The organism is Pseudoalteromonas nanhaiensis (genome assembly GCF_051235485.1).
GTDB classification, from domain to species: Bacteria; Pseudomonadota; Gammaproteobacteria; order Enterobacterales; family Alteromonadaceae; genus Pseudoalteromonas; species Pseudoalteromonas lipolytica_C.
Genome location: NZ_JBPNYQ010000030.1, coordinates 1 through 16,494 on the forward strand (window position 1 = coordinate 1; position 16,494 = coordinate 16,494).

13 protein-coding genes and 1 tRNA gene are annotated in these 16,494 nt (G+C 38.1%); 6 read left to right on the forward strand and 8 right to left on the reverse strand.

All coding sequences use genetic code 11. From position 1 onward, the window contains the following. Window positions 1–73: 73 nt before the first annotated feature. Together ACSFVZ_RS18450 and ACSFVZ_RS18455 are read right to left on the reverse strand one after the other, a co-directional pair. Window positions 74–997, reverse strand: coding sequence for a PKD domain-containing protein (locus ACSFVZ_RS18450; RefSeq protein WP_435559390.1), 924 nt, complete (start codon window positions 995–997; stop codon window positions 74–76). A 237-nt stretch (window positions 998–1,234) separates the two neighbouring features. Continuing rightward, window positions 1,235–3,118 (reverse strand): winged helix-turn-helix domain-containing protein, encoded by a 1,884-nt coding sequence (locus tag ACSFVZ_RS18455; RefSeq protein ID WP_435559391.1) that lies wholly within the window; start codon window positions 3,116–3,118, stop codon window positions 1,235–1,237. 422 nt (window positions 3,119–3,540) lie between these two features. Between ACSFVZ_RS18455 and miaE the strand changes: the two genes are divergently transcribed. The 3 genes from miaE to ACSFVZ_RS18470 all read left to right on the forward strand — a co-directional run bounded on the left by miaE (window position 3,541) and on the right by ACSFVZ_RS18470 (window position 8,647). Then, window positions 3,541–4,293 carry a tRNA isopentenyl-2-thiomethyl-A-37 hydroxylase MiaE gene (gene miaE / locus ACSFVZ_RS18460; RefSeq protein WP_435559392.1) on the forward strand — a complete coding sequence of 251 codons (753 nt, stop codon included), beginning with the start codon at window positions 3,541–3,543 and terminating at the stop codon, window positions 4,291–4,293. 224 nt (window positions 4,294–4,517) lie between these two features. Continuing rightward, a complete protein-coding gene (locus ACSFVZ_RS18465) occupies window positions 4,518–6,740 on the forward strand; it encodes a GGDEF/EAL domain-containing response regulator (protein WP_435559393.1) in 2,223 nt (740 codons plus the stop codon). A 5-nt stretch (window positions 6,741–6,745) separates the two neighbouring features. Further along, window positions 6,746–8,647: a sensor histidine kinase gene (locus ACSFVZ_RS18470; protein WP_435559394.1), complete on the forward strand. Its 1,902-nt coding sequence runs from the start codon at window positions 6,746–6,748 to the stop codon at window positions 8,645–8,647. Here ACSFVZ_RS18470 and ACSFVZ_RS18475 read toward each other — a convergent pair. The 3 genes from ACSFVZ_RS18475 to ppiB are packed head-to-tail and all read right to left on the reverse strand — an operon-like array spanning window position 8,640 to window position 10,769. After that, a complete protein-coding gene (locus tag ACSFVZ_RS18475) occupies window positions 8,640–9,434 on the reverse strand; it encodes a type 2 periplasmic-binding domain-containing protein (RefSeq protein WP_435559395.1) in 795 nt (264 codons plus the stop codon). The two genes, ACSFVZ_RS18470 and ACSFVZ_RS18475, sit on opposite strands and share 8 nt — an antisense overlap. A 57-nt stretch (window positions 9,435–9,491) precedes the next feature. Next, window positions 9,492–10,223, reverse strand: coding sequence for a UDP-2,3-diacylglucosamine diphosphatase (locus ACSFVZ_RS18480; RefSeq protein WP_435559396.1), 732 nt, complete (start codon window positions 10,221–10,223; stop codon window positions 9,492–9,494). Window positions 10,224–10,277: 54 nt separating this feature from the next. Then, window positions 10,278–10,769: a peptidylprolyl isomerase B gene (gene ppiB, locus ACSFVZ_RS18485; protein WP_135923978.1), complete on the reverse strand. Its 492-nt coding sequence runs from the start codon at window positions 10,767–10,769 to the stop codon at window positions 10,278–10,280. Between the two features lie 177 nt (window positions 10,770–10,946). On the opposite strand from ppiB, the gene cysS reads away from it, so the two are divergent. Together cysS and ACSFVZ_RS18495 are read left to right on the forward strand one after the other, a co-directional pair. After that, window positions 10,947–12,326: a cysteine--tRNA ligase gene (cysS, locus tag ACSFVZ_RS18490; protein WP_435559397.1), complete on the forward strand. Its 1,380-nt coding sequence runs from the start codon at window positions 10,947–10,949 to the stop codon at window positions 12,324–12,326. Window positions 12,327–12,461: 135 nt separating this feature from the next. Further along, window positions 12,462–13,346, forward strand: a complete 885-nt coding sequence (locus ACSFVZ_RS18495; RefSeq protein WP_435559398.1) for a DMT family transporter — start codon at window positions 12,462–12,464, stop codon at window positions 13,344–13,346. A gap of 51 nt (window positions 13,347–13,397) precedes the next feature. Here the strand turns inward: ACSFVZ_RS18495 and folD are convergent, their stop codons facing one another. Further along, window positions 13,398–14,252, reverse strand: coding sequence for a bifunctional methylenetetrahydrofolate dehydrogenase/methenyltetrahydrofolate cyclohydrolase FolD (folD, locus tag ACSFVZ_RS18500; RefSeq protein ID WP_135923981.1), 855 nt, complete (start codon window positions 14,250–14,252; stop codon window positions 13,398–13,400). A gap of 341 nt (window positions 14,253–14,593) precedes the next feature. Between folD and ACSFVZ_RS18505 the strand changes: the two genes are divergently transcribed. After that, window positions 14,594–14,670 (forward strand) — tRNA-Pro (locus ACSFVZ_RS18505). A gap of 958 nt (window positions 14,671–15,628) precedes the next feature. Here ACSFVZ_RS18505 and ACSFVZ_RS18510 read toward each other — a convergent pair. Both ACSFVZ_RS18510 and ACSFVZ_RS18515 read right to left on the reverse strand, forming a co-directional pair. Continuing rightward, a complete protein-coding gene (locus tag ACSFVZ_RS18510) occupies window positions 15,629–15,805 on the reverse strand; it encodes a hypothetical protein (protein WP_199527839.1) in 177 nt (58 codons plus the stop codon). Between the two features lie 311 nt (window positions 15,806–16,116). Then, a complete protein-coding gene (locus tag ACSFVZ_RS18515; protein WP_199527838.1) occupies window positions 16,117–16,272 on the reverse strand; it encodes a hypothetical protein in 156 nt (51 codons plus the stop codon). Window positions 16,273–16,494: the final 222 nt, after the last annotated feature.

A 16,494-nucleotide genomic window follows, 5' to 3' on the forward strand; every position in this document is an offset into this window, starting at 1 on the left:
GTTGGGTCATTTTCACACCTTTGTTGTTGGACTAATTATCCTTCACAAAAGTGTGCGGTGCCATTAAATCAGATCACCCGTCATTGACGGTTACCTTTGCAATATAGTTACCTGGTAGATCAGGAATGTAAGTTAAATATCGATTTGTGCCAGTAAAGCCAATTAATTCACTACCAGCTGGAGCGCCTGTGATTTCCCAAAAATAGGTAAACTCTGTACTGTCAGTATCTTCAACTCTGCTGTATATATAGGCCTCACCACCTAAATTAAAATTTAAGTCACTGATAGCGGTAACTGTCGGAGAGGCATTCTCTTCAATAAAAATAAGGTGTGTTACTGACTCACTATCAACGATACCGTCATTTACGATTAGTTCTATCTCATATTCACCAGGTTGATCGGGAGTAAATTGAATTTGCGGGGCTGGTTCTAGGCCAGAATCAGATAAAAGGCTATTTTCGGGAAGAGATTTAAATGCCCATCTGTAAGATAACACATCACCATCTGCGTCATTACTTAAGTTTGCATCAAGGTAATATACCTCGCCTTGTTTTCCAAACCCTAGACCATTAATAACGGCAATAGGAGAGGAATTTGGTTTAATAACCGTAACTTCCACGTAATCCTTTTCACTACTAACCTTACCATCATTGACGGTTAAACTAATCTCGTAAATGCCCTCTACTTCAGGTGTAAAGCTTGGGTAAACTACGCTTTCAATATTCATATTTGAAACTGGAGCACTTTCTACAGTCCAAGTAAAACTTAAATCATCACCATCAGTATCTGTACTTGCTGAACCATCAAGTGTGACTGTATCGCCAAGATCAAGTGTAATATCACTTCCGGCATTGGAGATAGGGGAAGCGTTACTTGCTTCTGGAGGGGTTATTATTTCAATATTTTCGTCCTTTTTAGTCCCTTCACTTCCACCACCGCAGGCGGTGATTGTAGTTAATACAACGATGCTTAAAAGGCTTTTCCTAGTAAAATTCATAAAGTTTAACTTCCTAATATTTTAACTTTTTGATGTGAAAACCTCTTGTTTTTTCGATTATTTTCTAAGAGGTTTTTACTAGTCTAATTATTATTAAGCTAACCTTAAGCTTGGTAGTGAAATAGGGTGAATGAGTGTGAAATAGTGTGAAAAACAATATAAATCAATATTTTAAATTACTTGATTGTTTTGGTAAGTTCTTGCGAACTTACCAAATCAGCTACATAACTTGGTACATTAATTGATAGAAAGCTTAACAATTGAGGAGTTAAAATTGTCAGTACCAAGGTAAAGTACCTCATTCTCAAATGAGATCACTTTTTTATATAGGACCCTTTTATTGATTTTAGCTAGGTACTTACCCGTTTTAATGTTTTCTATATAAGTTTGGTCATCGACGATATACCAATGATAAATTTCACCTTGGTGTTCGAAGAGCATTTTATTTTTAGTCGGCTTTGCTACAAACTCTCGTTGACTGTTAACTATATCGCCAGATAACTTATTAACGAATAGACACTCTTCATTAGTAGCAAAAACTCTATCCCCATTCTCATCAACTTTAGAGAAATCCCTCTCCTTATGCATGTACTCGTAAATTCCTGAACTTGTTTCAGCAATCATGCACTTGTTATTTGATGCAATCCTGATTGTTTTAAGCCCAGAAATTTTTTTGACCTTATTGTTTTCAAACTTGTAAATCCCAGAGTCACCAGCTAAGTAAATTTCATTATTAAATATACCGATTTCTCTCAGACTTAGTGATGAATTAAAGTAAGCTGGTGACGAATGAACTTTATTTTTTATTTTCTCTATGACATATCCTGTATTTGTCATACCTAATATATATAAGGTGTTATTTACATAATTAAAATCTAAAGTAGTGTTTTCAAAATTGTAAATTGAGTTACCTGCAAGATTGTGAATTACTTCTTTCTGGGCATTGCCTAGTGTAAAGTAGATTTGGTTATTAAGACTAAGTAGATCATCAATTTTTACGGCTTGAGTCGTCAAAACAGGCTTAGGAGTAAGCTCTTCAAAGTCTGATTCGCCTTCTAGGTTAAACTCTAGTAATTCATTATTATTGCCTACAAAAAATAATGAATCCTCGAGTAGTGCAAAGGAGTAAGGTTTGTATCTAAAGTCATACAATGTTTGCTGTTTATTACCTTTAAAATACATTAGAGACATATGATCTTGGCTGTTTTGTCTTAAAGAAAATAAGCCACCCTTATACTCTTTTATGAAAGTGTCGATAAATTTATATCCATTTTTATCTTTAAAGTTAATGTTGGGGACGCTTTCTAATGCTTTGCCTTTTAGATCATAAGTATATGGTTGAATAGAGGCGTTATTACTTAGATTGAGAGTTATATAGAAGCTATTATCATCAATCCAATCAAACGAAGGATAAGCATTTCTTCTATTGCAGGGTATTTCGTCTATTAGATCTTTTACAGGCTGGTTGTATATTTTTATTTTGCACTTTGAATTCTCAATAACATGCAAAATAGTTTTGCCACTACTATGAATTTCAATTCCTCTAAAAACAGCATAAAGATCTTCAGACTTAATTACCTTATTTAATCTATTCTTAACTTCATAGATTTTAGAAGAATTTTTACTCGTGGTTGTAACAAACATTGAGTCGCCATATGTAGCGTAATCCAATATGTACTCATTAGAATTGAAAATAGTTTGAGTTGAAGTCTTCGGTAGCTCAACTTTCTTTGTAATAGTTTGGAGGTAAAAAATTGCAATAAATATAGCTATAAACAAACAAGTAATATAAATCAATTGATTACTTGTTTTTTTGTTTACCAAGGTCTGTTCTAGTTCAAATGTGGCTTTGTAGCCTTTGCCGCGTACGTTTTTGAATGAGCTTTTATCCTCAAATTTAATTCTTAATCCGCTTATAAGTTTTCTTAGAGAGTTATTGGTTACAACTTTGTTTCCCCAAATTCGTGATTCGAGAACTTCACTGGATACAAAGCCATCTTTTGACTCAAAAAATAACCTAAGGGCTTGTTGCTCTTGGAATGTAAACTCTATAACTTTTTGATCTCTTCGGGCCGTTTTATAGTCCAAAGATAAAATATATTCATTAATTTTTAAGGTCACAACGTATTTCTATTTTTATAATTTTGTAATGGGTTTAGTTTGTTTAAGGGATAACTAAATTTGTAAAGGTTCTTGTATTTGCAGTTAGATCATGGAGGCAATAAATTTTAGTCGAGAAATGAAGTTTAAGATCATGGAATTTATAGATATTCTTCGTTAATTACAAATGTAAACATTAGGATGCTACTTATTGCTACATTTGTAAATGCTTGTTTTTCTCAACTTAAGATGATTAACTTCAATAGATGTACATTTATGATTCAATTTTATTCTTTGGCTGGTTTTTTAATCACTCTAGTTTTTGACAAATAGAAGTTGATCTCAATTAATCAAGTTCTAACGCAGTGTGGTAGAATACTGGCAGTTTTAAATAGATAGTTTAGTGTTTGTTTGACAACAAATACTTATGATGAGTAAGAAAATTGGACGAATTATTAAAACCGATTAATGCTTTTTTAAAGTGCGAAACGCCTGATGAGTGGATTGCTGCGGCAACCAAAAAAGAAAACTTAGATGTGGTTTTAATCGACCATCTTATCTGTGAATTAAAAGCAGCTCAGTCTGCCATGTTTTTAATTCGTAAGTACGCGGTTGATAAAGAAAGCAGTGATGCGTTGCTTGAGTGGTTAAAACCATTTGAAACACTTATTTACAAGCGAGAAGGGGATTGGCGTGAGCTTGCAGATAAAAACAAGCTGACTAAATCAATGATCCCAAAATCTAACTCACCTTATGGGCAAGACCTTATCGATAAAATGGTGATGCTTATTAAAGAAGAACTACATCACTTTTATCAAGTTCTTGAGATCATGGATGAATACGGCATTGAATATAAAAGCATTACCCCATGTCGTTATGCCAAAGGGATGCTTCGCCACGTAAAAACTTACGAGCCAGATGCTTTGGTTGATAAGTTAATTATCGGTGCTTACATCGAAGCCCGCTCTTGTGAGCGTTTTGCTAAATTAGCCCCACATGTTGATAAACGCTTAGGTGATTTTTATATCTCACTACTGCGCTCTGAAGCGCGCCATTATCAAGATTATCTAACCCTTGCGCAAGAAATCAGTGAGTTTGATATTACTGAGCGTGTTGAATTTTTTGGTCAACTTGAAGCTGAGCTTATTTCAACCCCAGATGAAGACTTTAAATTTCACAGCGGTGTGCCTGCATAATATATTAAATCAGAGCGCCTGTTTGGCGCTCTAGTTCATTTATCTTGCCAAGTTTAGTGGGTTTTACCCCTATTCAAATTAACTAATTCTCATTACTTTTCTAATACTTATTCATTTATTGTTTTAGTAAATAATTTGTACCTTTTAAAATCTTGCACTACCTTTGACCTAGGTTGCTATTAACATTCGTAAAATAGAATCATAAGTTGTTAAAAGGAGAAGTGATGCGTGATTCTAATGTGCCTTTCGAGTTTAAAGAAGATGCTTCTGAACAATCGTATGCCCAAAAAACATGGAAAGTTTTAACGGTTGAAGATGACTTAAACTACCAACAAGCATTACTAAACAGTTTTAATGCCATATCTCTAGATAACAATGAGTCTCTTGAGGTATTAACGGCAAATTCAGTGTCAGAGGCATCGTCTGTTTTATCGCGCCATAAAGATATCGCTATTGTATTTCTTGATGTGGTAATGGAAGAAGATGATTCAGGCCTTAGGCTTGTAAATACCATTCGCCACGTTTTAGGCAATAACGATATACGCATAGTGCTATTAACAGGACAACCAAGCTTTGCTCCTGAACCACAAGTAATGCAATCGCTTGATATTGACGAATACTGGAATAAGTCAGATATGACGGTAGATAAACTTAAATCTATCGTTAGTAGCCATCTTCGTACGTATCAATACATTTCGCAAATCTCAAGTGCTAAACAAGGACTGCAGCTAGTGCTCGATGCAGCAAGAAGCATTAATAGTAAACACGATATACGTGCGTTTTCTCACGCGGTGCTAGATGAAATAGGTAAAATTTTGCACCTATCTAAGGGAGGAGGCGTATTATGCGTTGGCAATGAAAAGCACTTTGATAAACACCCCAAAGTTATAACTAGTATCGGTTGCTATAGAGGGCTTGATGGTAAAGAGCTCAGCACAGATGTGCTCAGTGAAGAAGCACAGCAATCGTATATTTCAGCCAGAGATAAAAAAGAGCATGTGTTTTCTGAGCATTACAGTGTTTTTTATTTTGATACCGCAGACGTTGATATTAGCTATTACATCACGATTGTTAAATCAGATGTTCCCATCGACGAGCATAATGTATTTTTACTAAAGGTATTTAGTGAAAATGTCAGTACAGGCTTTTCGAATATTGCACTGATGAACCGACTTACTGAGCTTGCTTACACCGATATAACGCTAAACATGCCCAACAGGAACTGGCTCCAGCGCGAAATCGATAATATGAACAAATACGAACAAGCTGAAACTCAGTTAGTGGTGTTTGAGATACTTCAGTTTGACGAAAAATCTTTTCGGTTTGGCTATGAATTTTGTAAAAAAACACATCTAAAAATGCGCGAGAATATTTTGCAAGCCTTAGCGCCGTATCACCCTCGTATCGCTGTTTTTAAAAGTGATTGTTTAGGTGTTTTAGTGTCAAGCCATGCATTTGAAGATGAAAGCGTTGTTGACTCTTTAAAACGTCAATCTTTTGAAATTGATGGGGTAAAACAGTTTTTAGATGTGCGTATTTTAGTTATGCAGCTAATCGCCTTTGAAGATCATAACGCAGAGCAAATATTCAATTTAGCAGAGTCTACTCTTAATGATGAAAACACACAAAGAGCTGAGCTTCTCTATTATACGTTAGATAATACCAAAGCGATTACACGGCGCTATGAATTGATGCAAGAGCTGCGCACCGCAATACGCAACAAAGAACTTCAAGTAGCCCTACAACCCAAGGTTAATTTAACCACTAATGAAGTCATTGGTTTTGAAGCACTGGCGCGATGGCAAAGAGGTGATGGAACATTTGTAAGGCCCGATGAGTTTATTGAACTTGCCGAAACCGCAGGGCTTATCAGTGAGTTAGACAAACTTATTTTCGATAAAATAATGCAGACGATTAAGCAATTTGCAGAGCAGGGCGTTAGTTTGCCAATCGCGTTTAATGCATCGACGTTTGATTTGTTAGCCGATGATTACTTTGTTGAGGTTGCAGCACGCATTGAGGAATATGACATTTCACCTTCGTTACTTGAGCTTGAAGTAACAGAGACTCAAGCGATTTTTAACTATGAAAAGATCAATACATGTTTATGTCGTTTTGCGGGCTTGGGTATAAAAATTAGTATTGATGATTTTGGTACTGGCTATTCGTCACTTGCCCATATTAGCGAAATTCCTGCGCAGATAATAAAAATAGATCGCTGCTTTGTAACCGATATTCAAGAGTCAAAATCTAACCAACACATTATCGAAATGATAATGTTGCTGGCAGAAAAATTCGGCTTTGAAGTAACAGCAGAGGGCATTGAAACAGAAGCTGAACACAACTGGCTTATTGAAGCTGGGTGTAACATAGGGCAGGGCTACTATTACGCAAAACCCATGTTTTATGATGATGCATTGCAGTGGCTAAAGAGCAGGTATAATTAACTATTATGGTAGCAGTAACAAGCCAATATCAGTCACTGAAAAAAAGTCTACTTTTTAAATTTATGGTGATGGTTGCTGTTAGCTTATTAATTAGCTTGATGGTTTATGTGATCCAGTATCAAATACAAAAAAGTAGTATCACGCTTTTGCAAGATAACACCTTACTTGCCGCTCATAACACCTTAAGCAGAGAGCTTGGCGATGTGCGAAAAGTGGTTAAGTTGCTGGTGGCCGATGACATATTAAAGCAAAGTGATGAAAACGAATTACTTGAGCAACAAATACAAACCCATTTTGTGAACTTTGGTTTAGCCGCAGAAAACATTTCTCAAATTCGTTGGTTAGATAGTGAAGGCCAAGAAAAGTACCGTGTTAACTTTAAGGCAGGACAAGCAGAGCTAGTACCAAAACAACAGCTACAAAATAAAAGTAGTCGTTATTATTTTACCGAGGGGATGGAGCACAGTAAGGGGGACGTTTATATCACGCCAATAGATTTAAATGTCGAGCGCGGCGCAGTTGTTACACCACATGAACCAACATTAAGAGCATCTTATCGAACCATAAGCGATAGCTTTATTCTAAACGGGTTAATTGTTGTCAATTTTGACCTGTCGAAAACTCTACAGCAAATAAAGTCACTCAGTACCATGCAAGCACAAATACAATTAATTAATGGTGAAGGTTATTGGTTGTTACATCCACGCAAAGATAAAGAGTGGGGGTTTATGCTGGAGCAGCCGATGCTGACACTCGGTAACGAAGATAGCCAATTATGGCAAGTCATCACCCAGCTGCCAAAATCTCAGGATCTTATTGCATCGCATAGTCATGCAACTAGCTTTTTAAAAATGACCTTAGGTAATAATAGCGCAAATGGTACAAACGATATTATTGTACTGGTAAATGCAGATGGTTCGGTGCAAAACGAGATTATCTTACGATCTTTTATTATCGCTTTAGCTTGCGCTGTCAGCCTGATATCAATTTCTGGCTTATATTTGCAGCGCAGTTATCGAGACCAACGTCAGATTATTAAAGCCAGAGCACTCTTAGAGCACGAGCAGCAGGAGCTGTTAGAAGCCAATACTAAATTACAACGTTACATAAAACAGCAGCATCAACTACAAGGTGAACTCATTGAAGCACAAAGGTTGTCATCACTCGGTTTAATGGTGGCAGGTGTGGCCCACGAAATGAATACACCATTGGGCGGTGCGGCTATTTCATTATCAAATGCGCAATTAATTAATCAACAACTTAAAGATAAAATAGACCAAGGCTTCACTAAGCAATTTTTAGAATCAAGCGTAGAAAAAGTTGCCGATAATTTAAGGCTCTCACAAGTAAACTTAGAGAAGGCTATTGATCATGTGAAGAGCTTTAAAGAAATGGCCCATGATCGGTCAAACGATCAATACATTAGCTTTAATGTCGAAAAAGTCATCGATGATCTACTACTTGGTTTAAAATCCCGCTTTAAAGCTTCAAAAGTAACCATAGAAACTAAAATCGATGTCAAAAAAGACATTATTAGTCGCCCTGGGATTATCTCTCAGGTTATCGAGAGTTTAATCGTTAATGCAATTTCTCACGCCTTTGACGAGGTTGATAACAAACAAATTCAATTGCATGTACATTTAAATCAACAAGGTGACCTTTGTATTAGCGTTTCTGATAATGGTTGTGGGATTGATGACTCTTTGCGTAGTAACTTATTTGACCCCTTTGTTACTACATCTAGAAACCATGGTCATACAGGGTTAGGTTTGTATCTTGTGCATGAATGGGTTACGAGTGTTCTTAACGGAAAAATCCAGCTAGTTGCAAGCAAAGACTTACCTGAGGGCATAGCAACGCAGTTTAAGATAACCTTGCCAGGCTTGAAAAAGAACAAAATTAGTTAGCATAGGTTTTTTCATATAGTTGCGTAATGTGACTAATTTCTTTTTCATTCAGTTTATAATGCTTCAGTATCTCTAAAAGCTTGCCTGACGCCGTAATTGCTTTAAGACCTAAAGATAAACTTTGCTGAAAAAGCTCAGCCTGAGGGTGATTTTTATCAGTAATCACATGTAAGTGTTGAGTAGCAAGATAGGGGGTAACTATTTCTAACTCTGTTTGCTTTGCTTGCTGTAGGCGTTCGCTATTATCGAGCCAATACAAGGCAACTTCTTTTGTGCCTGCAACTAAATCAACACGACCATGCTTTAATAGCAACAAGCTCTCAATCAAGCTACCTGTGGTTGTCACGCTAAGGTTTGGGTGGTGCTCAAATTGCTCACTTACCACATAGTCTTCACCTTTACTGATTGTATATGGCTTTAATGAATACAAAGAGCCAGTGTAAGTTATTTTGCTATCAACACGCTTGAATAACACGGTATGTGCGGTTGCTAATGAAGGTGAATATGTAAAATCTCTCGCTCTTTGCTTTGTATAAAAAGCACCTAGCACTGCGACACGTTTATGGCGCTTGGCAAGCTTTAGCGCGCGAGCCCAATGTGTGTATTCAATAGTGGCTTGATGTTTTTGTGTTTTCAGTGCTGCGATGATGACTTCGTGCAGCCAGCCCGGCTTATTTGGCTCATCAATAAAATAAGGAGGAAAAGGCTCAGTGACCAACTGCCAGGTTTGGCTATTAATCGAAAAGCTAAGTACTAAACAGCTACACAAGTATATAAATCGGTTCACCTAACATGCCCGTTTTTATTTGATACACAACTAAAGCATAGCTAATAAACTGATGATTTAAAGCGGAGTGTAAATTAGCTCTTGTTTATCTGGAGTTACTCTTAGGTATGACCCTTGTTCATACCAATCACCCAGCACGGTGCGAGTATGGGTATCGCCATTAACATTATAGTAGTGAACATTAGGGCGGTGGGTATGACCATGGATCATATTCTTAACCTGATGTTTTTTAAACATGGCTAATACCGCATCTTCTGTAACATCAAGAATTTCTAATGCTTTACCAGCTTGGCTTTGTTTTGATTTTTCGCGGGCGTTGCGAGCAATCTTCTTGCGATACCAAAGCGGCATAGCAAGCATTAATTTTGGCCACCACCAACCACGGCTTTTTTTGCGAAACTTTTGATATTCAACATCTTGGGTGCACATTTCATCACCATGCAGGATTACCGTTGGGGTGCCGTATAAATCAATAACAACTTGTTCGGGTAATAAAGTCATACTCGCGCTTTTGGCATAGCCTTCACGCATAATGAAATCGCGGTTACCATGAATAAAAAACACCTTAGTACCACTTTCACTTACCTGGCTTAAACGTGTGGCAACGCTCACTGAAAGGTCAGTTTGATAGTCATCACCTACCCATACTTCAAAAAAGTCACCTAAAATATACAGGGCATCAACGTCATCATTAATAATCTTGCTATCAAGAAAATCAAAAAATGCCGCAGTGATGTCTGGGCGGTTTTCTGTTAAGTGGAGATCGGCAATAAAATAACTTTGTTTCATGGTTACTCGCAAAAAAGCGGGCAAAGGCCCGCTTAAAAAGACTAAACGATTAAATTAGCTAACCGTTACTTTTTCGATAATTACATCTTCAAGTGGTACGTCTTGGTGGAAACCAGCGCTGCCAGTAGCAACACCTTTGATTTTGTTTACCACGTCCATACCTTCAACAACTTCTGCAAACACGCAGTAGCCCCAGCCTTGTGAAGTTTCACTGCTGAAGTTTAAGAAGTCATTGTCGTTAACGTTAATGAAGAACTGCGCAGTTGCTGAATGTGGATCCGGCGTGCGCGCCATTGCTAATGTGCCTACTTTATTCGCAAGGCCATTGTTTGCTTCATTTTCGATAGGGTTGTTTACTTCTTTTTGAACCATACCTGGCTCAAAGCCACCGCCTTGTACCATAAAACCATCAATTACACGGTGAAAGATAGTGCCGTTGTAAAAGCCAGAGTTTGCATACTCTAAGAAGTTTTTAACTGTGTTTGGTGCATCGTTTTCGTGCATTTTGATGGTGATGTCACCAAAGTTTGTGTGTAGTACAACCATGAGGTTTCCTATATCTGGTTTAATAATGGGGCTATTTTATAGTAGTTGTCTTTGATTAACAAAGAGCTTGTTTAAAACGATTAACAAAGTGCTTATTCAATTGATAAAGCGCTAGAGCAGCGGCTTTGCAAGTGTTAACATAGAGAATCTCGAAACACCGTTAAGGACATTTTATAAATGGTACAAATTTACAACACACTTACGCGACAAAAAGAGCAGTTTAAACCCCTTGTTGATGGCAAAATCGACATGTATGTGTGTGGTATCACCATTTATGATTACTGCCATATCGGTCATGCACGTACATTTGTAGGGTTTGACGTAATTGTTCGTTACCTTCGTCACATCGGCTACGATTTAAAATATGTACGTAACATCACCGATGTTGACGACAAAATTATCAAACGTGCTAACGAAAACGGCGAGTCTATCAATGATTTAACGACTCGCATGACTAAAGCAATGCATGAAGACTTCGACAGCTTAAATATGTTGCGTCCTGATGTTGAGCCAACCGTAACAAACCATATGGATGAAATCATCGCTATGGTTGAACGTTTAATTGCGAAAGGCCATGCCTACATTGCAGCTGATGGTGATGTATTGTTTGATGTCTCTACATTTGAGCAATACGGTGCTTTATCACAACAAGACTTAACTATGCTACAAGCAGGTTCACGCGTTGAAGTTGCTCAAGATAAGCAAGATCCACTTGATTTCGTGCTATGGAAAAAAGCCAAGCCAGGTGAGCCTTCGTGGTCATCACCATGGGGTGAGGGTCGTCCAGGATGGCACATCGAATGTTCGGCAATGAGCTCTAAGCATTTAGGTGAGCATTTTGATATTCACGGTGGTGGTTCAGATTTACAATTCCCACACCATGAAAACGAAATTGCTCAGTCATGCTGTGCAAATAACGGCAAGTACGTTAATACGTGGATCCACACAGGTATGGTACAGGTTAATAAAGAGAAGATGTCTAAGTCATTAAACAACTTCTTTACCGTGCGTGACGTATTGAAAGAGTACGATGCTGAGTCAGTTCGTTACTTCTTAATTTCAGGTCATTACCGTAGCCAGCTTAACTATTCGCAAGAAAATTTAGAGCAAGCGCGTTCGTCACTTGAGCGTATTTACACTGCACTGCGCGGGGTAACACCAATCGAATGCGATTTAGCCAGCAATGAATACGTGGCTAAATTCAGAAAAGCAATGGATGATGACTTTAATACGCCAGAAGCACTACCTGTGTTATTTGAGCTTGCGAAAGAACTAAATCGTGTTAAAGACAGCGATGCAGAACAAGCTGGTAAGTTGGCTTATGTATTTCGCAGTGTTGCAGAGGTATTAGGCGTTGCACAACAAGACCCAGAAGCCTTTTTACAAGGTGGCCAAGCAGATGACGAAGTCGCACACATCGAAGCCTTGATTGCAAAACGTAACGAAGCTCGTGCCAGCAAAGATTGGGCAGCTGCTGATGAAGCCCGTGATGCACTTAATGCACTCGGTGTTGTACTCGAAGATTCTGCGGGTAAAACAACATGGCGTAAAGCTTAAGTATCCACCGAGGTATTACAAATTGAAAAGGTTGCCAAGAGGCAACCTTTTTTGTTTTTAACTGGGTATAGCTATTGACCTAAACCTTACTTGAGGTTTTATTTTTACGCTACTTTTCACTAACAAGGACTTACATTGAATATCTTACTTGCCATGATCCCTGCTTTTTTATGGGGCACTACCTATGCTGTGACTAAATATGCCACTCCAGATTGGCCGCCATTATTATTAGGTGCATTGCGCGCATTGCCTGCAGGATTATTACTTTTATTACTTAAGCCTAGTTTACCAACTCGATCGCAGTGGCCAAGTTTATTGACTTTAGGTGCTGTGAATATAGCGCTGTTTTTTGCGTTTATTTTTATCATGGCGGTGAATCTTCCTGCAGCTATTGCTGGGGTGGGGATGGTGTCAGTGCCGGTTGTTGCTTTGCTGTATGCATGGATTGTAAAAGGACAGCGTCCAGCAAGAGTTCAAGCATTTTGCGCCATAGCCTTGGTTGTACTGGCGTGGTTATTGTTTGATCCAGCTTACGTGTCATTAAATGTATTGGGAGTGGCGGCTTTATTGGGTGCCTTACTTACTATTGTGATTGGTAGCACCTTAGTACAAAGTTTGTCGGTGCATATACATTGGTGGGTTGTGCTTACTTGGCAATTAATCATTGGTGGCAGCATATTATTGCTAGCTGCTTTTATAGATGGAAGTTTGCTAAACCCAGAGCAATACCAAGTGGTATTTGAGCCAATTTCAGCGCTGCAATACTCTGCGCTATTTTGGTTAATCGTGCCCAATACTGCCATTGCCTATACTCTGTATGTTTGGTTATTAGGGCGCATGAGTGTGGCTGAGTTTTCATTTGGCACCATTGCCAACCCAATCGCGGGAATAGTATGCGCTGTTTTGCTCATAAACGAACAATACCAAGACTGGCAATACCTATTGATGTTTATGATGATTGTATTTTCAGTGCTACCTCAGATGCTAAAACTTAAGCAGTTAAAACTACAAAAAACTTAAAACCAAAAAAAGGCTGCCCATTGGCAGCCTTTTGCAATAATTTAGCTCTTCTTAGCTGTGATATTTTTCACATGCTTCAAGCGTATTTTCAATTAAGCTTGCCACAGTCATCGGGCCAACACCACCTGGTACAGGTGTAATGAAATGCGCTTTTTGTTCAGCAACATCATATTGAACATCACCAACAAGCTTACCTGATTCAAGACGGTTAATACCCACATCAATCACAATAGCGCCTTCTTTCACCCAGTCACCCGGAATAAATTCAGGTTTACCAACCGCAACCACTAATAAATCAGCGCGGCGAACATGTGTTTCTAAATCTTGTGTAAACTTGTGACATACCGTTGTTGTACAGCCAGCAAGTAAAAGCTCAAGCGACATAGGACGACCAACAATGTTAGAAGCACCAACAACGACTGCATGCATCCCTTTATAGCGAACACCTGTAGAGTCGAGTAGGGTGATGATCCCCTTTGGCGTACAAGGACGAAGTGCCGGCATACGCTGTGCTAAACGACCAATATTGTAAGGGTGGAAACCATCAACATCTTTATGAGGAGTAATACGCTCAAGAATTTTTTCAGCATCAAGGCCTTGTGGTAAAGGCAGTTGCACTAAGATACCGTCTACTTCTTTGTCTTCATTAAGTTGGTCAATTAAAGCAAGTAAGTCATGTTCTGTGGTGTCGCCAGGTAAATCGTAAGACTTAGATACAAAGCCGACTTCTTCACATGCTTTACGCTTAGAGCCAACATAGACTTGGCTTGCTGGGTCTTGACCAACTAACACTACTGCTAGTCCTGGTGCACGTAAACCGTTTGCTACACGCTCTGCAACACGTTCAGCTACATTACTGCGTACTTGTTTAGCTATTGCTTTACCATCGATGATGTTTGCCGTCATGGGTGACCTTTCATTGGGGTTAGTTAACTTGATACTGATACATCAAAATATGATCATCCAATAAAGGGGGCGTGGATACACAAATCATGTTTGTTTGATCATATTTATTAATGTTGTGTATTTTCGCAGAAAAGCATCATAGCGCCAAGATGCAATTGTATATAAAGCGATACTTTATAAAAAAGAGTTCAAATTTTAGCTTATATTTGCAATATTTAACCATTATGAACTAAAAGTGACCGATTGAATTATTTTCTTAAAAAAAAGTTTGACCTAACACGGCCAAATCACTATTATGCACCCCGTTGTTAACGAGGTCACTCGCAAACAACAGTAAGCATCGGCGATTAGCGCAGTTTGGTAGCGCACTTGGTTTGGGTCCAAGGGGTCGCAGGTTCAAATCCTGCATCGCCGACCACTTCTTCTTTAAGAAGCGGTGCTTACAGGCAAACTTTTGAAGTTTTCGATGCGCCCGTAGCTCAGCTGGATAGAGCAAGAATAACCCCCTAACTAGTTACCAAAATAACAGGGTAATTGAGTGGGTGGGGCTTGCAGAGGTGGTAACGTTACCATTTTAAAAATTTAGCTTACCAAAGTACGTAATATTTTGGTAAGTTATATTAAATGACAATTACATTATATCTTATGTGATTTGACGGCATGATTTGAACGTATTATTGTTTTCTCATGTATGTAACTTTAAAAATTTCGTTCGATTAGCTCAGTTGGATAGAGCATCTGCCTTAAAGCTTGATACTTAGTATCAAAATTAGGAGCCTTTGTTGGGAAACCTTCAAAGTGAATGAAGTCAAATTCAGGGAAACCTTCCTGTTTATTATCAGATGGCAATCCTGAGCCAAGCCTAGTGAAAGCTAGGAAGGTGCAGAGACTAGACGGCTTCGACCTACGTTCTTCGGAATATGGTAGTGGGATAGTCCAGACCACAAAGCCTGAATGTTAGGTGGCAGTGAAAGCTGTAGTGGTATGCTAAGCAGAGGGTCGAAGGTTCGAATCCTTCATCGAACGCCATGCTTTATTTTAAGTTTCTTTGACTTAAGAGAAGATAAAAACAAAGAAAGCGACTTTTTATGTCGCTTTTTTTATGCCGAATCCATTCGGCAGTCACCATTCATCCATGAATTTTTGCCCTGTATTAGCCTAACCATTTATGTGCGACTTTTTCCAACAAGCTGAGAAAGCTCTGAGTCTACCTCATTGGTTTAGCAGGAATGGGTTATTTGTAATTGTAGGGTTGAGTGCAGTAGCCGCATCCATGCGGCTAGGATAAATCCAGTATGTTTTCAGATTTTGCCATCGTTTAGAGCTAAGCATTGAAGTGTAATGCTTTCGAATTTATAGATTTCTAGCATACTCATTTATAAACCAAACACTTCAACGTAAATTTGGTCATCCGAAGTTAGCTGGGCTTGATACTCGATATCATGACTTTTACCGTTTTGGAATTGGATATCAGCAGCACAACTCGTTGCTTTAGCTTGTTCATTAATACCGTTGCTACGAATTGCTATAATGTTAAATGAGATTTTTGACATTCTCTCATCCACTGCGTCTAGTGCTTTGGAAATATTTTCGTCCTTATCTCTATGCTCTTGATAATCGTCATACTGCAACATGCTCAGCTTCAGATAAAAGGTGCGCTTGCTCTAATATTTCATCAGCTTTTGTAACGCCAACAAACTTATCTTTAACGATTGAATTAACAACTTCGCTTTTCTTCATACATGAAATAGTCAAAGTGATTAACGTACATCATTGTCATTGCAATTTCTAAAGACTGCCTCAGAGAATAGAATGCACAATCAAAAAAGCCCTGTTCGAATAGAGTTAAGCTGTTGACTATCAGTTAACTTGCTTCATGAATAAATGTGTTTGCAATATTGCCGTCACTTCGCCCTGTAAAGCTTTCTTCAATATTTGAGATCTCAACAAGCAATTTATCTTTATTTGTATTTGTAAGTGGCTTTAGATGCCTATTTTGCTTTAATTTTCCAAATTCCATAAATACAGCTAATGCAGAGGCTAAGAGATATCCATAAGTTAGCAATCTAGATAACTAAAGACTAATTATAACTTGGCTATTAATTCTTCGTTTTTATATCGGACGATGTAAAAGAATCACTCTAAAGGTCGTTAGCGACCCTTATATACACAATGAAGATGGGCTTAGCATTGATAAAATATGACTTCGCGCTCTTAATAACTTTATGATAAGCCATGTGAT